18 protein-coding genes and 2 pseudogenes are annotated in these 20,469 nt (G+C 70.4%); 14 read left to right on the forward strand and 6 right to left on the reverse strand.

The window, feature by feature from the left end; translation table 11 throughout:
• Nucleotides 1–10: 10 nt before the first annotated feature.
• Together purU and HGBR_RS13955 are read left to right on the forward strand one after the other, a co-directional pair.
• Nucleotides 11–865 carry a formyltetrahydrofolate deformylase gene (gene purU, locus HGBR_RS13950; protein ID WP_019159965.1) on the forward strand — a complete coding sequence of 285 codons (855 nt, stop codon included), beginning with the start codon at nt 11–13 and terminating at the stop codon, nt 863–865.
• A 138-nt stretch (nt 866–1,003) separates the two neighbouring features.
• Entirely contained in the window at nt 1,004–1,927 is a 924-nt protein-coding gene (locus HGBR_RS13955; protein ID WP_019159966.1) for an alpha/beta fold hydrolase, read from the forward strand.
• 21 nt (nt 1,928–1,948) lie between these two features.
• Here the strand turns inward: HGBR_RS13955 and HGBR_RS13960 are convergent, their stop codons facing one another.
• Together HGBR_RS13960 and HGBR_RS20920 are read right to left on the reverse strand one after the other, a co-directional pair.
• Nucleotides 1,949–2,665: a hypothetical protein gene (locus tag HGBR_RS13960; protein WP_019159967.1), complete on the reverse strand. Its 717-nt coding sequence runs from the start codon at nt 2,663–2,665 to the stop codon at nt 1,949–1,951.
• Nucleotides 2,666–2,794: 129 nt separating this feature from the next.
• A complete protein-coding gene (locus HGBR_RS20920; protein WP_019159968.1) occupies nt 2,795–2,947 on the reverse strand; it encodes a GntR family transcriptional regulator in 153 nt (50 codons plus the stop codon).
• A 10-nt stretch (nt 2,948–2,957) separates the two neighbouring features.
• On the opposite strand from HGBR_RS20920, the pseudogene HGBR_RS18160 reads away from it, so the two are divergent.
• A pseudogene (locus HGBR_RS18160) lies at nt 2,958–3,500 on the forward strand (SDR family oxidoreductase); the annotation flags it as partial.
• A 134-nt stretch (nt 3,501–3,634) separates the two neighbouring features.
• Nucleotides 3,635–4,399, forward strand: coding sequence for a type 1 glutamine amidotransferase (locus tag HGBR_RS18165; RefSeq protein ID WP_019159970.1), 765 nt, complete (start codon nt 3,635–3,637; stop codon nt 4,397–4,399).
• Between the two features lie 177 nt (nt 4,400–4,576).
• Here HGBR_RS18165 and HGBR_RS13980 read toward each other — a convergent pair whose 3' ends face one another.
• On the reverse strand, nt 4,577–5,212 hold the full coding sequence (locus tag HGBR_RS13980; RefSeq protein ID WP_019159971.1) for a GntR family transcriptional regulator: 636 nt from the start codon (nt 5,210–5,212) through the stop codon (nt 4,577–4,579).
• Nucleotides 5,213–5,341: 129 nt separating this feature from the next.
• Between HGBR_RS13980 and HGBR_RS13985 the strand changes: the two genes are divergently transcribed.
• The 9 genes from HGBR_RS13985 (at nt 5,342) to HGBR_RS14025 (ending at nt 16,331) form a co-directional block, all read left to right on the forward strand.
• A complete protein-coding gene (locus HGBR_RS13985; protein WP_019159972.1) occupies nt 5,342–6,373 on the forward strand; it encodes a 1-aminocyclopropane-1-carboxylate deaminase in 1,032 nt (343 codons plus the stop codon).
• 56 nt (nt 6,374–6,429) lie between these two features.
• Nucleotides 6,430–8,943 (forward strand): transketolase-like TK C-terminal-containing protein, encoded by a 2,514-nt coding sequence (locus tag HGBR_RS13990; RefSeq protein ID WP_019159973.1) that lies wholly within the window; start codon nt 6,430–6,432, stop codon nt 8,941–8,943.
• A gap of 149 nt (nt 8,944–9,092) precedes the next feature.
• On the forward strand, nt 9,093–9,941 hold the full coding sequence (locus HGBR_RS13995; protein ID WP_019159974.1) for a fumarylacetoacetate hydrolase family protein: 849 nt from the start codon (nt 9,093–9,095) through the stop codon (nt 9,939–9,941).
• A gap of 147 nt (nt 9,942–10,088) precedes the next feature.
• The gene (locus HGBR_RS14000) at nt 10,089–10,835 is read left to right on the forward strand and encodes an SDR family NAD(P)-dependent oxidoreductase (protein ID WP_019159975.1); all 747 of its coding nucleotides are present in this window, start codon (nt 10,089–10,091) and stop codon (nt 10,833–10,835) included.
• 219 nt (nt 10,836–11,054) lie between these two features.
• Nucleotides 11,055–12,359, forward strand: a complete 1,305-nt coding sequence (locus HGBR_RS14005) for an enolase C-terminal domain-like protein (RefSeq protein ID WP_019159976.1) — start codon at nt 11,055–11,057, stop codon at nt 12,357–12,359.
• Nucleotides 12,360–12,492: 133 nt separating this feature from the next.
• Nucleotides 12,493–13,869 (forward strand): sugar porter family MFS transporter, encoded by a 1,377-nt coding sequence (locus HGBR_RS14010; protein WP_019159977.1) that lies wholly within the window; start codon nt 12,493–12,495, stop codon nt 13,867–13,869.
• 7 nt (nt 13,870–13,876) lie between these two features.
• Nucleotides 13,877–14,293, forward strand: coding sequence for an RbsD/FucU family protein (locus HGBR_RS14015; RefSeq protein ID WP_019159978.1), 417 nt, complete (start codon nt 13,877–13,879; stop codon nt 14,291–14,293).
• A gap of 12 nt (nt 14,294–14,305) precedes the next feature.
• Nucleotides 14,306–15,265 carry an amidohydrolase family protein gene (locus tag HGBR_RS14020; protein WP_019159979.1) on the forward strand — a complete coding sequence of 320 codons (960 nt, stop codon included), beginning with the start codon at nt 14,306–14,308 and terminating at the stop codon, nt 15,263–15,265.
• Between the two features lie 82 nt (nt 15,266–15,347).
• The gene (locus tag HGBR_RS14025; RefSeq protein WP_019159980.1) at nt 15,348–16,331 is read left to right on the forward strand and encodes an aldo/keto reductase; all 984 of its coding nucleotides are present in this window, start codon (nt 15,348–15,350) and stop codon (nt 16,329–16,331) included.
• Nucleotides 16,332–16,514: 183 nt separating this feature from the next.
• Here HGBR_RS14025 and HGBR_RS14030 read toward each other — a convergent pair whose 3' ends face one another.
• The 3 genes from HGBR_RS14030 to HGBR_RS18175 form a co-directional block, all read right to left on the reverse strand.
• Nucleotides 16,515–17,201 carry a FadR/GntR family transcriptional regulator gene (locus HGBR_RS14030; RefSeq protein WP_019159981.1) on the reverse strand — a complete coding sequence of 229 codons (687 nt, stop codon included), beginning with the start codon at nt 17,199–17,201 and terminating at the stop codon, nt 16,515–16,517.
• Nucleotides 17,202–17,244: 43 nt separating this feature from the next.
• Nucleotides 17,245–18,522 carry a TAXI family TRAP transporter solute-binding subunit gene (locus HGBR_RS18170; protein WP_019159982.1) on the reverse strand — a complete coding sequence of 426 codons (1,278 nt, stop codon included), beginning with the start codon at nt 18,520–18,522 and terminating at the stop codon, nt 17,245–17,247.
• A 295-nt stretch (nt 18,523–18,817) separates the two neighbouring features.
• Complete coding sequence (locus HGBR_RS18175; RefSeq protein ID WP_147522513.1) at nt 18,818–19,255, reverse strand: hypothetical protein; 438 nt, start codon at nt 19,253–19,255, stop codon at nt 18,818–18,820.
• A gap of 224 nt (nt 19,256–19,479) precedes the next feature.
• Here HGBR_RS18175 and HGBR_RS18180 point away from each other — a divergent pair.
• Nucleotides 19,480–20,469 (forward strand): annotated as a pseudogene (locus tag HGBR_RS18180) (IS256 family transposase); the annotation flags it as partial.

Here is a 20,469-nt window from a genome sequence, read left to right on the forward strand (position 1 = left end):
AGACACGGACATGCAGGATTACATCTTCACCCTTGAGTGCGACGAGCGGCCGGGCATCCTCCACGCGGTGACCGGCGCCCTGCTCACCCACGGCGGCGACATCAAGGAGCTCAAGCAGTTCGACGACCAGCACACGCAGCGCCTGTTCCTACGCATCGACTTCGGCATCACCTCGAAGTCTGACGGTGGCGTCGACGCGCTGCGAACGGACTTCGAGGCGATCGGGGAGGAGTTCGGCGCGACCTGGCAGCTGTGGCCGCAGGGCGAGAAGCGCCGCGTGCTCGTCATGGTGTCGAAGTTCGAGCACTGCCTCAACGACCTGCTGTTCCGCGCCCGGGTGGGCGAGCTGCCGATCGAGATCGCGGCCGTCGTGTCGAACCACCCGGACCACCGCGAGCTCGTCGAGTGGCACGGCATCCCGTTCTTCCGGATCCCCGTCACCCGGGACACGAAGCCGGAGGCGGAGGCGAAGCTGCTGGAGCTGGTCGAGCGCTTCGAGGTCGACCTCGTCGTGCTGGCCCGCTACATGCAGATCCTCTCCGACGATCTGGCGCGCGAGCTGACCGGGCGGGCGATCAACATCCACCACTCGTTCCTCCCGTCGTTCAAGGGTGCCAAGCCCTACCACCAGGCGTGGGAGAGGGGCGTCAAGACGGTGGGCGCGACCGCGCACTTCGTCAACAGCGAGCTGGACGAGGGCCCGATCATCGCGCAGCAGCTGGTCGAGGTCGACCACTCCTTCGGTCCGGACGACCTCGTGGCCGCGGGTCGAGACGCCGAGTGCAAGGCGCTGTCGAACGCCGTCAAGTGGCACTGCGAGGGCCGCGTGTTCCTCTCCGGCGCCCGGACCGTCGTGCTGCGCTGAGGCGGAGCGGGCTGGGCCTGCCCGGGCTGACTGCGTCGGGTCAGTGCTGACCTGGGCCCCACGCGACCCGGGCCTCGCCCCTCATGCCCGTGACCTCCGCCCGGTACCGTGGGAGGACGGCCCCGGAGGGAGACGGCGATGGTGCACGCACGACGGAGGACGATCGACCTGGGGTGGGGCACGGTGTCGTGCCTCGAGTGGGAACCGGCGGCGACGTCTGACGCGACGGCGACCACGGCCTCGGCGACGGCCCGCGACCTGAGTCCCGTCCTCCTGCTGCACGGCGGTGGCGTCGACAACGCGTGGCTGTCGTGGGGCGAGCTGGGCGGTGCGCTCGCCGCTAGCGGGCACCGGGTCTACGCGCCGGACAACCCCGGCCACGGGGAGAGCGACCGCGCGCCCTGGCCCTACACGCAGGAGCGACTCGTGACGTACGTGGGCGAGGTCGTCGACGCGCTGGGACTGGACCGCTACGTGGTGGGAGGCCTGTCGCTGGGCGGCGGGCTGACGATCGGCCACGTCCTGGACCGGCCGTCGCGCGTCGCGGGCGCGATGCTGCTGGGCACCTACGGGATCATGCGGCGGCAGTTCCCGGGCCCCCTCGCGCTGCCCGCGCACGTCTTCACGTGGATGACCGTCGCTACCGGCTTCATGGGCTGGATGCTGCGCTGGTACGGGAACGACCATCGCAGGCTGGAGCAGGGCCTCGTCGCGATCGTGCGCGACCCGCAGCGGCGGACCCCCGAACTCGTCGACGCCGTCCAGGCGGAGGCCCAGCGCGAGTCCGCCTTCGTCCCGTTCGAGCAGTGGCAGCGGGACCAGATCGGCCCGCTGCGGCTCACGACGGACTACTCGGACCGGCTGGCGCAGTTCCCCGTGCCCGCCCTGGTCGTCCACGGTGACCGGGACACGGGGGTCCCGGTGGCCCGCGCCGAGGCCGCAGCCGGGTCGATCCCCGATTCCCGCCTCCTCGTGGTGACGGGGGCGGGTCACTGGGTGCAGCGCGACCGGCCGGACGTCGTCACCCCCGCCGTGCTGCGGTTCCTCGACGCGGTGGGGTGACGGCGGCCTCGGGACCGGTGTCTACTGCCACGGGGGTGCGACGGGCGGCAGGCCCGGCAGCAGGCGGTGGCGGTCGGCCGGGCTGCGGGTGAGTGCGCGGGTGGGCGCGGCCTCGGTGGCGTCGGCCAGATGGGTCAGACCCTGGCGACGTGCGGCCTGGGCGATCTCTGCGGCGACGGTGGACGGCGGGGTGCGGCCGGTGCTCGCGAACCAGACGGTGCGGCCGTCGACCGCACGCATCGCGGTGGAGCGGAGGGCCGGGCGGGCGGTGCGGGGACGGGTGGCCTCCTCGGCCTCGGGGCCCACGAAGTGGAGGCCCTGCGTCGTCCCCGTGAGGACGCGCAGGGTCTGCGACTGACCGGGCGGTCGCGTGAGGGCGCGGTAGTTCTGCGCGCGGGTGACGGGGACCAGCGAACCGGGGACGATCTGCTCGTACCGGACGACGAACCGCGGGGCGCCGGGGTGCTGGCGCATGCCCAGCATGAGCCCCCGCTCGCAGACGACCAGCGGTTCCAGGGCGCTGAAGACGACGAGCCACACCAGGATGACCCCGGTGACGACGGTGAAGGCGATGGGCTCCCACATGCCGAACCAGGGGAGCAGGAGGAAGACAGCCACACCGACCACCCACGGGAGTGCGACGGTGAGGAGCAGGCGGAGGGTCAACCCTGCCCGGTGGATCGACAGGGGTGCGCCCAGCTCGTCCCGGTGGTCGTCGAGGAAGCGTCGGAGTGCCATCGTGGTGGTCCCTTTCTGCGGGTTCGAAGGGGCGCGTGCGGTCACTCCCTCACCACGACGATATGCCGAGGCACGCCGGCGGAGTCGCCGGTCGTGTTCCACATCTGCGACATGCGACGCGGCCAGCCCTCACCCCTGTCGTTCCAGGAATCCGCGCAGCAGGGACTCCGTGCCGCGGGCGTGATCCGAGGCCAGCTGGGCGGCGCGGTCCGCGTCACCGGCGAGGATCGCATCGATCAGGTCCGCGTGCTGGTGGTTCGCGTGCCCCAGATTCACCGCCATGGCGAAGGACACCTTCGGCAGCGTCGACGTCGCGTTCAACAATGCGGGGATCAACCCCACAGACGACTCGTCGATCCTGGACACCGGGCTGGACGCGTGGTCGCGGGTGCAGAACGTGAACCTCACGTCCGTGTACCTGTGCAGCAAGTACGCGCTCACGCACATGGTCGAGCAGAAGTCCGGCTCGATCATCAACACGGCCTCGTTCGTCGCGCTCATGGGGGCGGCGACCTCGCAGATCTCGTACTCCGCCTCGAAGGGCGGCGTGCTGTCCATGAGCCGTGAGCTGGGCGTCCAGTTCGCGAAGGACGGGATCCGCGTGAACGCGCTGTGTCCCGGGCCGGTCAACACGCCGCTGCTGCAGGAGCTGTTCGCCTCCGACCCGGTGGCCGCGCAGCGCCGGCTGGTGCACGTGCCCGGCGGGCGGTTCGCGGAGCCCGAGGAGATCGCGGCGGCCGTCGCGTTCCTCGCCAGCGATGACGCGTCGTTCGTCAACGCCAGCACGTTCACGGTGGACGGCGGCATCAGCGCCGCGTACGTGACGGCGGAGTGAGAGGCGGCGGGTGACCGAGCGGTGCCCGGCCGGGTCTCGACGCCCGCGATCGGTGTGCCACGATCAGTGAGGTCCGGCGGGCGCGCGACCTGCGCCGCCGGACCTCGGTCTTCGCATCAGGACGAGGAGGAACCATGGCCCCGCGCATCATCGTGATCGAGCACGAGGAGGGGACGGACGCCCGCAGGCTCGGTGACTGGCTGGAGGCGTCCGGTGCGCAGCTGGACGTGCGGCGGCCGTATCGGGCGCTCGTCGCGGACGGTTCACTTGACGCGCCGGCGGCGCTCGCCACGATCCCCACGCTCCAGGAGTTCCGGGCGCCCGGTGTGGGTCTGCTGGTGCTGGGCGGGCAGGCGGGCCCGGTCGATGATGACGACAATCCCTGGTTCCCTGCGGTGCGGGAGCTGCTGGCGGCCTCGGCGCAGGGCGAGTTCGCGAGCCTCAACGTGTGCCTGGGTGGGGAGATGCTCACCGAGGCCCTGGGCACCCCGGTCGTCCACCGAGTCGTCCCGCAGGTGGGCGTCATGACAGGGCGCCTGCGCCCGGAGGCGGCGGACGATCCGCTGTTCTCGCGGGTTCCCGCGCAGTTCCCGGTCGTCCTGTGGCACGGACTCCAGATGAAGCTGCCCGCCGGTGCCGTCCATCTGGTCGACGGGACGGACGCTCCCGTCCAGGCGTTCCGGGTGGGGCGTGCGTGGGGCACACAGTTCCACCTCGAGGCCGACACCGCGCTGCTGCGCGGGTGGGTCGACGGTGCTGGCGGCCTGCCGGAGACGCTGCCCAGCGACCTCACCGTCGACGCGGTCGTGGACCCGGTGACGGAGGCCGAGCCGGAGCTCGAAGCTGCGATGACCCCCGTCGCCCGTGCCTTCGTGGGGCTGCTGGCCGCCGAGGTATGACGAACCGGCGTCAGCTCCGCGGATGCAGGCGGGGGAGCGGATCGACGTGGCGATGACGCCGCCTCGTCAAGGCCGTCCGCAGCGTCTGCCAGGAACAGTGGAAGCTGGAGCGTGGGACCTTCTTCACGCAGAACTACTGGATCGAGGGCAAGTCCGGCCGCTGACGCGGGCCTGCGTTCAGGCCAGGGAGAGCCAGTTCTCGCGGGTGAGATCCGCTGCGCGGTCCGCGTCGCCTGCGACCAGTGCCTCGAGGATCGCGTCGTGCTGGGCCGCGGACGCCGCGGCGGTCTGCGCGTCGAAGTGGAGGAACTCCGCGCGGAGCAGGATCGGGACCAGCGTGTCCAGCTGACCCGGCAGCAGCGGGTTCCCGGACAGGGCGACCACGACGTCATGGACGTCCGTGTCCGCGGTGATCGCGGCCTCGGGATCGGTGGCCCTCCGCAGTCGTTCGTTCGCCTCGCGCAGCCGGGTGAGCGCGGCGGTGTCCGCGGCGGCGTGGGGTGCGGCGAGGCGGGCGGCCAGCGCGTGGAGTTCGGCGGCGAGGGTGCGGGCGTGGTCGAGCGCGACGGGATCCTCGGGGGCGACGATCGTCTCGCGGCCGGGGCGGGCGGTGACGAGTCCGGCCTCCGCGAGCTTGAGCAGCGCCTCGCGCACCGGGGTGCGGGACACGCCCAGCCAGTCACCCAGCTCGCCGTCGCGCAGCTTCTCGCCCGGCTGCAGCTCGCCGCGGACGATCGCGTCGCGGATCCTCCGGTGCACGTCATCGCGCAGGAGTGTGCGCGGGGTGAGGCCCGGGCCGGCGGGGATGGGCACGAGGGCGGCTCCTTCGGGTGGTCGTGGCGATCGACTGTGGACATCGCGTCGAACGTGTGCCAGTCTATGACATGCATCACGCAATATATCGCATATCGCTTGCACGCACCGACCCCAGAGAGGCGCCCCATGGCCACTGCAGACCTGCCCCGTTACCCGCTCACCTTCGGCCCCAGCCCCATCCACGAGATGCCGCGCCTGGCCCGCCACCTGGGCGGCGAGGATGCGCCCCGGATCTTCGCGAAGCGCGAGGACGTGAACTCCGGCCTGGCCTTCGGCGGCAACAAGACCCGCAAGCTCGAATACATCGTTCCGGACGTCCTGGAGTCCGGCGCGGACACGCTCGTGTCGATCGGCGGCTACCAGTCCAACCACACCCGCCAGGTCGCCGCGGTCGCCGCGCACCTGGGGCTCAAGGCGCGCCTCGTGCAGGAGCGCTGGGTCGATTGGGACGATCCGGTCAACGACAAGGTCGGCAACATCGAGCTCTCCCGCATCATGGGGGCGGACGTCCGCCTGGACGACGCCGGCTTCGACATCGGCATCCGCGACTCGTGGAAGCAGGCGCTCGAGGAGGTCGAGGCCGCCGGCGGCACGCCGTACCCCATCCCGGCGGGCGCCTCCGAGCACCCCCTGGGCGGCGTGGGCTTCGCCAACTGGGCGCACGAGGTCGTCGCGCAGGAGCAGGAGCTGGGCGTCTTCTTCGACACGATCATCGTCTGCGTCGTCACCGGCTCCACGCAGGCCGGCATGATCGCGGGCTTCGCAGAGATCGAGGATGCCGGCGGCCGCCCCCGCCGCGTCATCGGCATCGACGCCTCCGCGACGCTCGACAAGACGATCGACCAGGTCACCCGCATCGCGAACACGACGGCGGAGAAGATCGGCCTGGGCCGCGCGATCCGCGAAGACGAGGTCATCATCCGCTCCGGCTGGGAGGGACCGGCCTACGGCATCCCGGACGAGTCGACGATCGAGGCGATCCGCACGACCGGCGAGCAGGAGGGCGTCATCCTCGACCCCGTCTACGAGGGCAAGTCGATGGCGGGCCTCTTCGGCCTCATCCGCGCCGGTGAGCTCACCTCCGAGAACACGGTGCTCTACGCTCATCTGGGAGGCCAGCTGGCGCTCAACGCGTACAGCGCGATCTTCGACGACTGAGCGCGCGCCGCCCACCCACCGCGGCCCGCCGCACGCCCGAACTCCCGGAGGGGACGATGACGACCGACCACCGCAGCCACGACGCCCGGACGCAGGACGACCAGGTCCACGACGCCCTGGAGCGGGACGACCGCACGCACGAGGCCCGGACGCGCGACGTCCGCGCGATCAATGACGACGGCGTCCAGTTCGAGACGTCCACGCAGATCGATCCGCCCACCGCGAACGATCGACCGCTGCGCGCGTCCGCCAGCACGGAGGTCCTCGACGAGGTCGCCCAGCGCGTCCTGTGGCTGGCCACGTCGATCATCGATGCCGCGAACCGCGGCCGGGAGAACGCGGACGGGGTGAAGGTGGGCGGCCACCAGTCGTCGTCGGCGTCGATGGTGGGCATCATGACCGCGCTCTACCTCACGGAGCTCACCGCGCGGGACCGCGTGTCCGTCAAGCCGCACGCCTCGCCCGTCCTCCACGCGCTCAACTACCTGCTGGGCGACCTGGACCAGAAGTGGCTCACGACGCTGCGGGCGAAGGGCGGTCTGCAGCCCTACCCGTCGCGCACGAAGGACCCGGACACTGTCGACTTCTCGACCGGCTCCGTGGGCATCGGCGCCACCGCACCGCTGTGGGCCGCCCTGTCCCACCGGTACCTGGCCGATCGCTTTCCGGACACCACCCCGCCGGCCGGACGCTTCTACTCCCTGCTGGGCGATGCGGAGCTGGACGAGGGCGCGGTCTGGGAGGCCATCATCGACCCCGAGGTCCGCAGCCTGGGCGAGGTCGTCTGGATCGTCGACCTCAACCGGCAGTCCCTGGATCGCGTCATCCCCGACGTCCAGATCCAGCGCCTCCAGGGCATGTTCGCCGCCGCGGACTGGCAGGTCATCACCCTGACCTGGGGCCAGCGGATCAGCGCGCTCTTCGCCGCATCCGGCGGTGACGTCTTCGAGCGGCGCATGCGCGACATGCCCAACGAGGAGTACCAGCGCCTGCTGCGCTCCCACCCGGACGAAGTGCGCGAGCGCCTCCTGGCCGGCCTCGAGGGCACCGACCGGGACACGCTCGCGGGCCTGCTCGAGCCGCACACGGACGCGGACCTCGCAGAGATCGTCCGCGACCTGGCCGGCCACGACCTGGCCCAGCTGGTCGACGCGTTCGGTCGCATCGACGACACCCGCCCCACCGTCATCTTCGCGTACACGATCAAGGGACGCGGCCTCGCGACGGAGGGCCACCCCGGCAACCACGCGGCCCAGCTGACAGGTGCGCAGATGGGAGAGCTGGCCGCGGCCTCGGGCATGGATCCGGACGACCCCTGGCAGAAGTTCGAGGACGGAACCCCCGCCGCCGAGGCCCTGGCTGCCGCCGCGGACCGCCTGCGCCGCGATGCTGTGGAGACGCAGCCGGTGCCGGCCGTCCCGGCCGAGCTGGGGTACGCGCCCAAGGCGACGACCTCGACGCAGGCGGCGCTGGGCCGGTTCCTGTCCGACCTGCACCGCGCGCAGCCGGAGGTCGCGGACCACGTCGTGACGCTCAGCCCGGACGTCGCGACGTCGACCAACCTGGGCGGCTGGATCAACAAGACCGGCGTGTGGTCCATCGCGGGCCGCGCGGACTGGTTCGCGGACGACCGCGAGCGCGTCATGCGTTGGCGCGAGACCGCGGCGGGCCAGCACGTGGAGCTGGGCATCGCGGAGGTCAACCTCGTGTCGCTGGCGGGCGAGCTGGGCTCGACCGGGCAGCGGTGGGGGAGGACCCTGCTGCCGATCGCGACGATCTACGACCCCTTCATCAACCGCGCGCTGGAGCCGTGGACGTTCAGCCTCTACGCGGGCGGGCGGTCGATCGTGGTGGGCACGCCGTCGGGCGTGACGCTGGCGCCGGAGGGCGGCGCGCACCAGTCATTCAACACCCCGTCCGTCACCCTCGAGATCCCCGGCCTCACCAGCTGGGAGCCCGCGTTCGCGCAGGACCTCGAGTGGACGATGCTCGAGGCGATGCGGCGGCTGGAGCTGCCGGAGTCCGAGGGCGGCGAGGCGGCCTACTTCCGCCTCAGTACCCGGCCCGTCGATCAGTCACTGGCGCGAGTGCCGGAGGATGCGACCCTGCGCGAGCGGCGCCGGCGGGATGTGCTGGCTGGCGGGTACCGGCTGAGTGAGCACCCGGCGGCTGAGGATGTCGTGACGCTCGTGGGTGCGGGGGCGATCATGACCGAGGTGCTCGAGGCGGCCACGCGACTCGAGGGGCTGGGCGTGCGCGCGGGCGTCGTCTGCGTGACGAGCCCGTCGCTGCTGTTCCGGTCGCTGCAGGCGCGGCACGAGGTCGAGCAGACGCGGCGCAGCGCGATCGTCGATCAGCTGTTCCCAGTGGAGGCGCCGGCACCGCTCGTGACGGTCATGGACGGGCACCCGCACACGCTCGCGTTCCTCGCAGGTGTGCGCGGCGACCGGACGCGGAACCTGGGCGTGACCCGGTTCGGCGAGGCGGCCTCGGTGTCGGAGGCGCACGCGATCCACGGGATCGATGCGGACGCGATCACGGGGGCGGCGCTGGACCTTACGGGGCGGTGAGGGGAGCGGTCGCCGGGTGGTGACCGGTTCCTCACGACGGAACCCTATACACATTCAGGAGTTCCTATATTCTTGGGATGAGAAGCTGGACGTGCGCCCCGCTGCGGCGGGGTGCACACCCGCTGCCATCCTCGGTGAAAGGAATCCCCATGAAGCTCTGGACCTCCGGACCCGCGGGCGCGGAGACGCCCGTCGCGACGATCGACGGGACGGACTACGACGTCTCGACCGTGACCGCCGCCTTCGACCCCGCCTTCTTCGCCGCCGACGGCCCGGCCCGCATCGCCGCGGCCGCCGCAGCCGGCGAGCTCACGGCGTTCACGGCGGAGGAGGGCGCGCGGATCGGCTCGCCCCTGGCCCGCCCGCAGGCACTCATCTGCATCGGCCAGAACTACGCCGCACACGCCGCGGAATCCGGCTCCGAGCCGCCCGCGCACCCCATCGTCTTCTTCAAGCACCCCAACACGGTCGCGGGCCCCTACGACGAGGCCTTCATCCCGAAGAACTCCCAGAAGACCGACTGGGAGGTCGAGCTGGGCATCGTCATCGGCAAGCCCGTCTCCTACCTGGAGACCCGCGAGGAGGCTGCCGCGGCGATCGCCGGATACGTCGTCGCGAATGACCTCTCCGAGCGCGCCTTCCAGATCGAGGTGTCCGGCGGCCAGTGGTCGAAGGGCAAGAGCTCGCCCGGCTTCTCGCCGCTGGGCCCCTGGGTCGTGACCGCGGACGAGGTCGACCCCCACGCGCTGTCGATCCGCAGCTGGGTCAACGGTGAGGTCCGCCAGGACTCGAACACCCGCGACATGATCTTCGACGTCGAGGCGATCATCCTCGACCTCAGCCAGTACATGCAGCTGGAGCCGGGCGACGTCATCCTCACCGGCACCCCGGAGGGCGTGGCCCTGTCCGGCCGCTTCCCGTACCTCAAGGCCGGCGACGTCGTCGAGGTCGAGATCGAGGGCCTGGGCCGTCAGCGCCAGGTCTTCGCCCAGGCCTGAGCAGCACGATCGGCTGAGCAGCACCGGACCGCGGCGTCGAGCCAGTGACCCCGAGTCAGTGACCCCGAGGCCGCGGTCGGCTGACCGGCCGCCCCGACCCGGTTCCGTCCGGGCCGTGAACCCACACGCATTCTTGGAGGAGTAACCATGGCATTCGACATGACGGGACTGACCGCCATCATCACCGGCGGAGCGTCGGGGATCGGCGCGGCGACCGCCGCGCAGTTCGCACAGCTGGGCGCGAACGTCGCCGTGTTCGACATCAACACGGACGGCGTCAAGCACTTCGCGCAGAAGGTCGACATCACGGACGACGCTTCTGTGCGCGCGGGCGTGCAGGCGGTCGCAGAGAAGTTCGGCGGCATCGACATCGTCATCAACAACGCGGGCATCGGCGCGCAGGGCACGGTCGAGGCCAACGACGACGAGGAGTGGCACCGCGTCCTGGACGTCAACGTCCTGGGCATCGTGCGCGTGACCCGTGCGGCGCTGCCGCACCTGCGGGAGTCGAAGGCCGCCTCGGTCGTCAACACCTGCTCGATCGCTGCGACCGCCGGTCTGCCGCAGCGCGCGCTGTACTCCGCGTCGAAGGGTGCGGTCTACTCGCTCACGCTCGCGATGGCGGCGGACCACCTGCGCGAGGGCATCCGCGTCAACTGCGTGAACCCCGGCACCGCGGACACCCCCTGGGTGGGTCGCCTGCTGGACTCCGCGGACAACCCGGAGGCCGAGCGCGCGGCGCTGAGCGCCCGCCAGCCCAGCGGACGCCTCGTGTCTGCGGACGAGGTTGCCGCGGCGATCGCGTACCTCGCCTCGCCGGCTGCATCCGCCGTGTCCGGCACCTCGATCGCCGTCGACGGCGGCATGCAGGGGCTGCGCCTCCGCTCGGAGTGAGCGCTGATCCATCCGTGGAGTGCTGACACTCTTCGCCGCGCGTGACGACGGGCGCCTTCCGCTGGGGGAGGCGCCCGTCATCGTGAGGTGAGTCTCTTTGACCACCAAGACATCCTATGTTTAACTGCGAACAACGCGGGTTCCGCTGTGAGATCCGTTAAAACTGCCGCAGACATTGGATGTGTGCGGAAATCGCACAAGCTTGGAGAGCAGAGACGCATGAGCACCATCGTCGGCATCGACGTCCACGACGTCCGATTCCCCACCTCGCGGGACCTCGACGGGTCCGACGCGATGAACCCGGATCCGGACTACTCCGCCGCCTACCTGGTGGTCCGCACGGATGCGGGCGACGACCATGAGGGACACGGCTTCGTCTTCACGATCGGCCGCGGCAACGACGTCCAGTCCGCTGCGATCGAGGCCCTGGCCACGACGCTGCGCGGCCGCGACGTCGAGGCGATCCTCGACGACATGGGCGGCTTCTGGAAGGAGCTCGTCCACGACTCGCAGCTGCGCTGGCTGGGCCCGGAGAAGGGCGTCATGCACATGGCGATCGGCGCGGTCGTCAACGCGTTCTGGGACCTCAAGGCCAAGCGCGCCGGACTCCCGCTCTGGGAACTCCTGTCGCAGATGACGCCGGAGCAGATCCTCGACCTCGTCGACCTGCGCTACCTGTCCGACGTCATGACGGAGGAGGACGCGCTTCAGATCCTGCGCCGCGGCGCGCAGGGCCGCGAGGAGCGCATCGCCCGTCTGCGCGCGGAGGGCTACGCCGCCTACACGACGACGCCGGGCTGGCTGGGCTACAGCGACGAGAAGCTGGCCCGCCTGTGCCGCGAGGCGATCGACGAGGGCTTCGGCCAGATCAAGCTCAAGGTGGGCGCGGACCGGGAGGACGACATCCGACGTCTGCGCATCGCACGCGAGGTCTGCGGCGAGGGCTTCCCCATCGCCGTCGACGCGAACCAGCGCTGGGACGTGGCCGAGGCGATCGACTGGATCAACGACCTCGCGCAGTTCGACATCCACTGGGTCGAGGAGCCCACCAGCCCGGACGACGTCCTGGCCCACGCGAAGATCCAGCGCGGCATCGACCCGATCCCGGTCGCGACCGGCGAGCACTGCCAGAGCCGCATCATGTTCAAGCAGTTCCTCGACGCGGAGGCGCTGCGCGTCCTCCAGATCGACGCGTGCCGCGTGGCCGGCGTCAACGAGAACATCGCGATCCTGCTGCTGGCCGCCCACAAGGGCGTCCCCGTCTGCCCGCACGCGGGCGGCGTGGGCCTGTGCGAGATCGTGCAGCACCTGTCGATGTTCGACTTCATCGCGGTCTCCGGCGAGTCAGACGGCCGCGTCATCGAGTTCGTCGACCACCTGCACGAGCACTTCGTCGAGCCGGTCGACGTGCACGACGGCCGCTACTGGCCGCCGGCGCTGCCCGGCAGCGGCGCGCAGATGCACGCCGCGAGCATCGAGGAGCACCTGTTCCCCTCCGGTCAGGTCTGGGCGACCGCCCACTGACCCGGCCCGGTACCCGGGGTGAGACATCCCGGGGACCCGGCCACGGCCTCGGGCGCGGATGCCCGAGGCCCCGGCCGGCCCGGCGACCCATCGCCGGGAACCGGCACCCCCACATCCCAGGAAGGAATCGCTGATGCGCAACGACGCACCCGGCGAGGCGGCCACGCAGGCGCCCCACCCCGTCCGCGACCACTCGCAGGAGCCCATCCCGCGCAAGGTCTACTTCATCGCCGTGCTGGCCGGCTTCTCCGGCCTGCTCTACGGCTATGACTCCGGTGCGATCTCCGGAGCCCTGCCGCCGCTCACCGACCAGTTCGGGCTGAGTGCCCAGCAGCAGGGACTCATCACGTCGCTGCTGCTGTGGGGCGCCCTGCCCGCGATCGTGGGGGCGACGCTGGCCTCGCGCCGGTTCGACCGCCGCCACATCCTCATCGTGGGCGCGATCATCTTCGTCGTGGGCTCGATCGCGAACGCGCTGGCGCCCACGCCCGAGTTCCTCATGGGCGCGCGGTTCTTCCTGGGACTCGCGGTGGGCATCGCGAACATGTTCGGGCTCATCTACCTGTCCGAGCTCGCCCCCACCCGCATCCGCGGCATGCTCACCGGCATGTACCAGCTCACGGTGAACGTGGGCATCCTCTGCGCCTACATCGTGGGCGACGTCTTCCAGGAGTCCGGCTCGTGGGAGTGGATGCTGGGCATCGGTGCGTTCCCCGCGGCCGTGTTCCTCATCGGCATGATCATCGCCCCGGCCTCGCCGCGCTGGCTCATGACGCGCGGCCGCGATGACGAGGCGCTCACGATCCTGCGCTCGCTGCGCGGCGGCGAGGATTACGCGCAGTACGAGGCGCGGGAGATCCGCGCGAGCCTCGCTCAGCAGGAGGGCGGAGTGGGGCAGCTGCTGCGGTCCGCCCGCAAGCCACTGGTCGTGCTGGTCGTCCTGACGTTCTTCCAGGTGTTCACCGGCATCAACGCGGTCGTCTACTACGCGCCCATCATCTTCCAGAACGTGGAGTCGATGGGTGAGAACGCGGGCATGATCGCGAACTACGGCGTGGGCTCCGCACTCGTCATTTCGACAGCGATCGCGCTGCCGATCATCGACAAGCTGGGCCGCGTCAAGCTGCTGGCGATCTCGATGGCCGGCCAGGCGGTCGCGATGACGGTCCTGTGGCTGGCGCCCGATGCGGGCATGCTCACGATCGCCGCGGTGTTCGTCTACACCTTCGCGTTCGGAATCGGCCTGGGACCCGTCTTCTGGCTGTACGTGCCTGAGGTCCTCCCGCTGCGCGTCCGCGCGATCGGCATGGGCGTCATCACGTTCCTGCAGTACACGATGAACGCGATCTTCGCGGCGGCGTTCCCGGTGGCGCTCGAGGGCTTCGGACCCATCGTGTTCCTCGTCTTCGCGGTGCTGTCCGCGGCGGGACTGCTGTATGTTCTCACCCGAGTGCCGGAGACCAGTGGCCGCTCCCTCGAGGAGATCGAGGCCCACTGGCGGGAGGGATGATCCGACCATGCTGCTGACCGACATCGTGCACCCCGACCTGCTGCGCGCCCTGGGCCGCAGCGGGCACGGCACGAAGATCCTCCTGGCCGATGGCAACTATCCGCACAGCACGGGTGCGCCGGCTGCCGCCGAGCGGATCCACCTCAACCTCACCCCGGGCCTCCTGACGGTCACCCAGGTACTGGAGCCGCTGGTGCGGACCGTGCCGATCGAGGCTGCGGAGATCATGCTGACGGCCGAGGACACCGAGGCCCCCGTCATCGCCGACTACCGCGCACTCCTGCCACAGGCGGAGTTCGTGGGCCACGAGCGCTTCGCGTTCTACGACGCCGCCCGCACGCCGGACGTGGCCGTCGTCGTCGCGACCGCCGACCAGCGCCAGTACGCGAACCTGCTGCTGACCGTCGGGGTGCGCACGGCATGAGCGGAGCATCCCATGCGTGAGGCCCCGCGCGCCGCGCTCCTCATCGACTCCCACCTGCACCTGTGGGACCGCGACCGGCTCGAGTACCCGTGGATGGCGGGCCTCGACCTGCCGCACACGTCCCTGCCGGGGGACCCGTGGGATGGGGGTGCGGCTGAGGAGACTGCTGCTGTGGTCGGGCAGGCGGACACCGCGGCCGAGGCCGGGGCAGCACCCGCTGTCCTGCCGGCGGCCGTCGTGGTCGAGGCCGGGGCGGCGGCTCACCAGTGGGATGATGAGATCGCGTGGGTTCGCGGCCTGGCGGAGACGCACCCGCACCTGCGGGGAATGGTCGCTGCGGTCGACTACACGGCGCCGGACCTCCACGAGCGACTGGGCCGGTACGCGGCGAACGACTTCGTCGTGGGCGTGCGCGACAACTTCGAGGGCCTGCCGGCCGGGGAGCTCGACGTTCCCGCACGGGTGGCGGGTGTGTTGGCTGCGCGACAGCGCGGACTGACCGTCGACCTGTGCATCCGCGCGGATCAGACGGACGAGCTGCTCTCCCTGTTGAAGCGGGTCGTCGCCCAGCGCGGCGACGCCGCGGGGATCGTGCTCGATCACCTGGGCAAGCCGGATGTGGGCGGGGCGGCGGACGACGTAGCACTGCGTGCTCTGGCCGCGATCCCCGGGCTCCACGTGAAGGTCTCCGGCCTGCCGCCGCTGGCCGGTAGCACGGTCGATGCGGAAGAGCTTGAGCGACTGGTGCGGACGTTCGCGCTGCCGGCGATCACGGCGCTTGGGCCCGACAGGTGCATGGTCGGCACGGATCACCCGGTCTCGACGGTGCCGCACGGACTGACGCGCGCCGACTGGGTGCGCGCGGTGGCCGATGCTCTGGCCCAGGTGGCAGGCGAGCTGGCAGGGCCGAGTCGAGCCGCGGACGTCGGAGCGGTGCTGGGTACGACGGCCCAGCGCTTCTACGGGGTGTGAGCCCGGCCCGGGGATCCCGGGCGGCGACAGGATGACGACGGTGCCCGGGACCTCGGGTGCGGCGATGATGTGAGGAGAACCGATGACAGCGAACCGGACAGTGGAGAGGCTCTCCACGGTCGGCCTGGGGTTCGGCGGCGCGCCCGTCGGCAACCTCTACCGGGCGATCGACGATGCGACGGCGCACGCGGCGGTCCAGGCCGCCTGGGACGGCGGCGTGCGGTACTTCGACACGGCGCCGCACTACGGCCTCGGGCTCTCCGAGCGACGGCTGGGCGCGGTCCTGCGGGACAAGCCGCGCGATGAGTTCCTGCTGTCGACGAAGGTGGGCAGGCTCATCCGGCCGGCCTCGGCGCCGCAGGAGCAGGACGACGAGGGCTTCGCGGTGCCCGGTGATCAGATGCGGGTGCGGGACTACTCGGCGGACGGGGTCCGGCGGTCGCTCGAGGAGTCGCTCGAGCGGATGGGCCTGGACCGCTTCGACATCGTCTTCATCCACGATCCCGACGATCACTGGCAGGAGGCCGTGGACGGTGCGGTCCCGGAGCTCGAGCGCATGCGGTCCGAGGGCATCATCGGCGCGTGGGGCGCGGGCATGAACCAGTGGGAGATGCTCCACCGGTTCGTGACGGAGACGGACATCGACGTCATCATGCTGGCCGGGCGCTACACACTGCTGGACCAGAGCGCGCGCGAGGACCTCATCCCCGCCTGCGCGCAGCGGAGCGTGGGCATCGTCGATGTGGGCGTGTACAACTCGGGGATCCTGGCGAACCCGGATCCGTCCGTGCATGCGACGTTCAACTATGCGCCCGCCGAGCAGGAGGTGCTGGAGCGCGCCCAGGCCCTGGCCGCGCTGTGCACCGAGTGGGGCACGACGCTGCCGGCCGCCGCGATCGCCTTCGTGCAGCGCGATCCCGCAATCACGAACGTGACGCTGGGGATGCGGACGCCGGAGCAGGTGGCGAGCAACCTGGCGCACGTGAGCGCGGAGTTCCCGGAGGGCTTCTGGGGCGCGGCGGTGGAGCGCGGGCTCATCACCGTCGATCCCGCGACGCTGCGGTGAGGTGACCGGGAGGTGGGGCTGAGTGAGGGGCTGAGTGAGGGGCCCGGTCCCGGTCTGGTGGGCACGGCCTCGGTCTGATGGGTCCGGCGTCGACGGGTGCGGTGACCGCGGGAGTCGGGGTTGCCACCCTTGCGGGCGGCGGCGGGCCGCCGTCCTCGGGACCTTCGGTGACGGCGGGGGTCCTCAGTCCTGATCGGGGGTGTCGCCCGCGTGGCTGACCCACTGCTCGAGTCCGGCGAGGTGCACCGTCATCGCGGCGCGGGCGGTGTCCGGGTCGCGTGACTCGAGGGCGCTCACGATCGTGCGGTGCTCCTCGATCGTCGAGGCGATCGCGCCGGTCTGGGTGAGTCCGCGCCACGTGCGCGCGCGGCGGGTGTTGACGGAGACCGCGTCGAGGATGCCGGCCAGGTAGCTGTTGCCGGCGGCGTCCGCGATCGTCCGGTGGAACTCGATGTCGTTCTCGACGAGGGAGTCGATGCTGTCCTCGTCCGTCTCCTCGATCGTGCGACGCAGTGTCGCCAGCTGGTCGTCCGTGATGCGCGACGCGGCGAGGTAGGCGGACTGGGCCTCGAGAATGCGGCGGACTGCGAGGATCTCCTCGATCGAGTTCGAGGCGTGGATCTCCACGACGAACCCGATCGCCTCGCGCAGCTGCTCGCCGGTCAGCTGCGCCACGAAGGTGCCGTTGCCGCGCTTCACCTCGAGGACGTTGATGAGCTCGAGGGCCTTGACCGCCTCGCGCAGGGAGTTGCGGGACAGGCCCAGCATCGCGGACAGCTCGTTCTCCGGGGGCAGACGCTGACCGGGGGACAGCTCACCGGAGGCGATGAGGTCCTTGATCCTCGTGAGTGCCGTGTCCGTCAGTGCCATGAGTGCATCCTATGGCCCTCTACGGTGGGGAAGAGAAGGCGGCTCAGAAGAAGCCGCTCGTGATCTCCTCCGACTCCTTGGCCAGGCCGTTCTCGCGCTTCCACTCGAGCCACAGGCGGTAGGTGTCCTCGTCCGCGGGTTCCGTCTTCATGAACTCGGCCCACTCCTCGTGGAGACGCTCGCCGCGCTGGGTGAGCTCATCCTGCGTCTCCTGCGCCTCCTCACTCCAGCGGTCGTGGTCCTTGAGCCACTGGACCGCTCCGTCGTGGAACGGCGTCTCCTGCGGTTCGACGACGACTTCCTCCGGATCCCACCGGGGGAGGCTGATGGTCGAATCCTTGTACTCGGGGTACGTGTCGACCATGGAGTCGATGAGGTTGTAGATGGCCTCGTCGTCGATCTCGTCGTACGCGGCAATCGCGACGCTGTAGTAGATCCCGTGGTCGGATTCGCCCTCCTCCTGGGCGGGCGCCCTGTCGAAGCTGCCGACGGAAGCGGCGGGGACTACGGTCTGCAGACGGTCCACGGCCTCGGCGTCGTCCGGGTCCAGATCGACCCACTGGACGTCGACCTGGGAGGCGAGTTCGAAGAACGAGCCGCCGTAGACCGCGCCGTAGATCATGTCGATCTGCCCCTGCTGGAGCGCGTCCGCCTGCTCGCCGTAGCCGATGTTGACCCACTCGACGTCGTCCGGAGTGAGCCCGCCGTAGGCCAGCAGGGCCTGGACCTTCGCGTTGGCCGACGGGTTCGCGGTGTAGCGGGGGATGCGCTTGCCGCGGAGGTCCGACATCTCGTCGAGGCCGTCTGCGGTGCGCGTCATGACGCCGTGCGGGGACAGGGGCACCCACACGACACGGATGTCCTGCGGGCCCCAGTCCTGGTTGGCGAACTCGTTGACGCCCTCGAAGCCGAAGATGTACTCATCGCCCAAGCGGCCCACCTGCGCGGCACCGGATCGCAGGGCGGCGAGGCGCCCCACCGAGGTGTCGGAGGTGATGATGCGCACTCGTGCGCCGGTGTCGACGGAGACGCGGTCGGCCACCGCTGCGAGGTCCGCGTACGAACCGGTCGACGTGCCGTAGGTGGTGAGGACCAGGGGGTCGGGCAGGCCGCCCACGGTCTTCGCCTCCATCGCGCAGCCGGAGAGGACGAGTGCGCCGGTGACGGCGGCGGCAACAGCGGCCGTCGCGCGGGTGCGCAGCGTGCGTGTGCGGCGGTGTGCAGACTCCTGCACGTGCGGGTCCGCGGAGGTGCGCATACCAGCGGGGGTGCGCGAGGCTGTGCGGGCGGGGTGGCTCTGGCGGCGGTCTGCGCGGGGCACGGGACTCCTGTGGACTGTGACGGTCATGCGCGAGCATGCGATCAGTGTGAACAGCGCCATAGCTTAGCCGAATGATCGCATGGACGACACCAATGGGTGATTGCTGATGATGGCGGCGTATTAATCGCAGATCGTGAGGGGTTCAGTGCGGGTGTGGCGCTGGGGACGCTCCGCGGGAGTGAGTTCGCAACGCGTCGTCGGCTCGCGGTTGCGTGAGGGCCGGGGCGACGGATGAGCCGGGGCGAGGGACGGGCCGCTGGTTCGACACGCGGGTGCGTGCGTGTGTCCCTCGAACTCATCCGGGCAGGGGCGGCGTCGCGTGAACGAGGCGGCGGATCTCACGGAACGTCTCCGGGGAGAAGAGGTCGGCCCACGTGAGCTGATAGACGCGGTAGCCCATGTTCCGCAGGCGGTAGTCGCGCTGCCGCTCCTGACGAGCGCGGCGGCTGCCCGCCTCTCCGTCGACGTATTTGATCTCCCCGTTGACCTCGAGGATCAGCTTCGCGGCGCGGTGGAGGAAATCGAGGCGGGCACGGAACGCCCCGTCGGGGCTGCCGAATGTCACCTGGGTGTCGAAGCCGTCGATCGCATGCTCGTGGAGGCGAACCGCGCAGATCGATTCCGCGGGAGATTCGTGAGAAGGGTCGGCGATCGACAGGGCGCGGCGCGCGCGGCGGGCTCCCCGTCGTTCAGTCGATCGGTCGATGAATGCCGCGACTTCATCTGTGCTCACATGAGCAGCGCGGAGCGCCGCGTCGATCATCGGCACGGAGACGTCCAGAGGGTAATCGGGCTCTTCCCAGATGAGGGTGTAGGTCGGCCGGGAGCGTCGGTCGGTAGTGCCTCATAGAGTGGTGTAACGCACGGAGGTCCGGGCACATCGCTCCTGATGTGGACGCGGCCACCGTGTGATCCTTCGAGTCAACCTTCCAAGAATCCTCGAACGGAGTCACAACGATGACCGCTCCTCACATTATCGACCCTGCCGGCCTGCTGGGTGAAGTCCTGTCCGAAGCCTCCCCGGACATGATGCGTACCCTGCTGCAGACCATGATCAATACCCTGCTGTCCGCGGACGCCGATGCCGTCGTTGGTGCCGAGTGGGGCAAGTCCTCCCCGGACGGGACGGCTCGACGTATCGGCTACCGCCACCGGGAGCTCGACACCCGGGTCGGGACGCTCGACGTGGCCATCCCGAAGCTGCGACAAGGCACGTACTTCCCGGAATGGCTGCTCGAGCGCCGCAAGCGTGCAGAGTCGGCTCTGATCACGGTCATCGCGGACTGCTACCTCGCGGGGGTCTCCACGAGACGGATGGCTCCACGGATGCACGCTTCGCGGACATCGCATCCGCGGCTCCCAGCTCGTCAAGACCCTGGGCATCAACGCCTTGTCGAAGTCCCAGGTCTCCCGGATGGCAGCGGATCTCGATGAGCAGGTCGAGGCTTTCCGCCACCGGCCCCTCGATGAGTCCGGCCCGTTCACGTTCGTCGCCGACGCGCTGACGATGAAGGTCCGCGAGAACGGACGGGTGGTCAACGTCGTCGCCCTGCTGGCCACTGGCGTCAACGGTGATGGTCACCGAGAGGTCCTCGGACTGCGGGTGGCCACCAGTGAGACAGGGGCGGCGTGGAACGAGTTCTTCGCTGACCTCGTCGCCCGTGGGCTGGCTGGGGTCCGTCTGGTCACGTCCGACGCCCACGCCGGGTTGAAGGACGCGATCGCTGCGAATCTGCCCGGCGCGGTGTGGCAGCGCTGCCGGACTCACTACGCGGCGAACCTGATGGGCATCACCCCGAAGTCCATGTGGCCGGCGGTGAAGGCGATGCTGCACAGCGTGTACGACCAGCCCGACGCCGCGGCCGTGGATGCCCAGTTCGATCGGCTCTTGGACTACGTGACTGAGAAGCTGCCGCAGGTCGGCGAGCATCTCGACGTGGCGCGGGC

The organism is Brevibacterium senegalense (assembly GCF_000285835.1).
GTDB classification, from domain to species: Bacteria; Actinomycetota; Actinomycetes; order Actinomycetales; family Brevibacteriaceae; genus Brevibacterium; species Brevibacterium senegalense.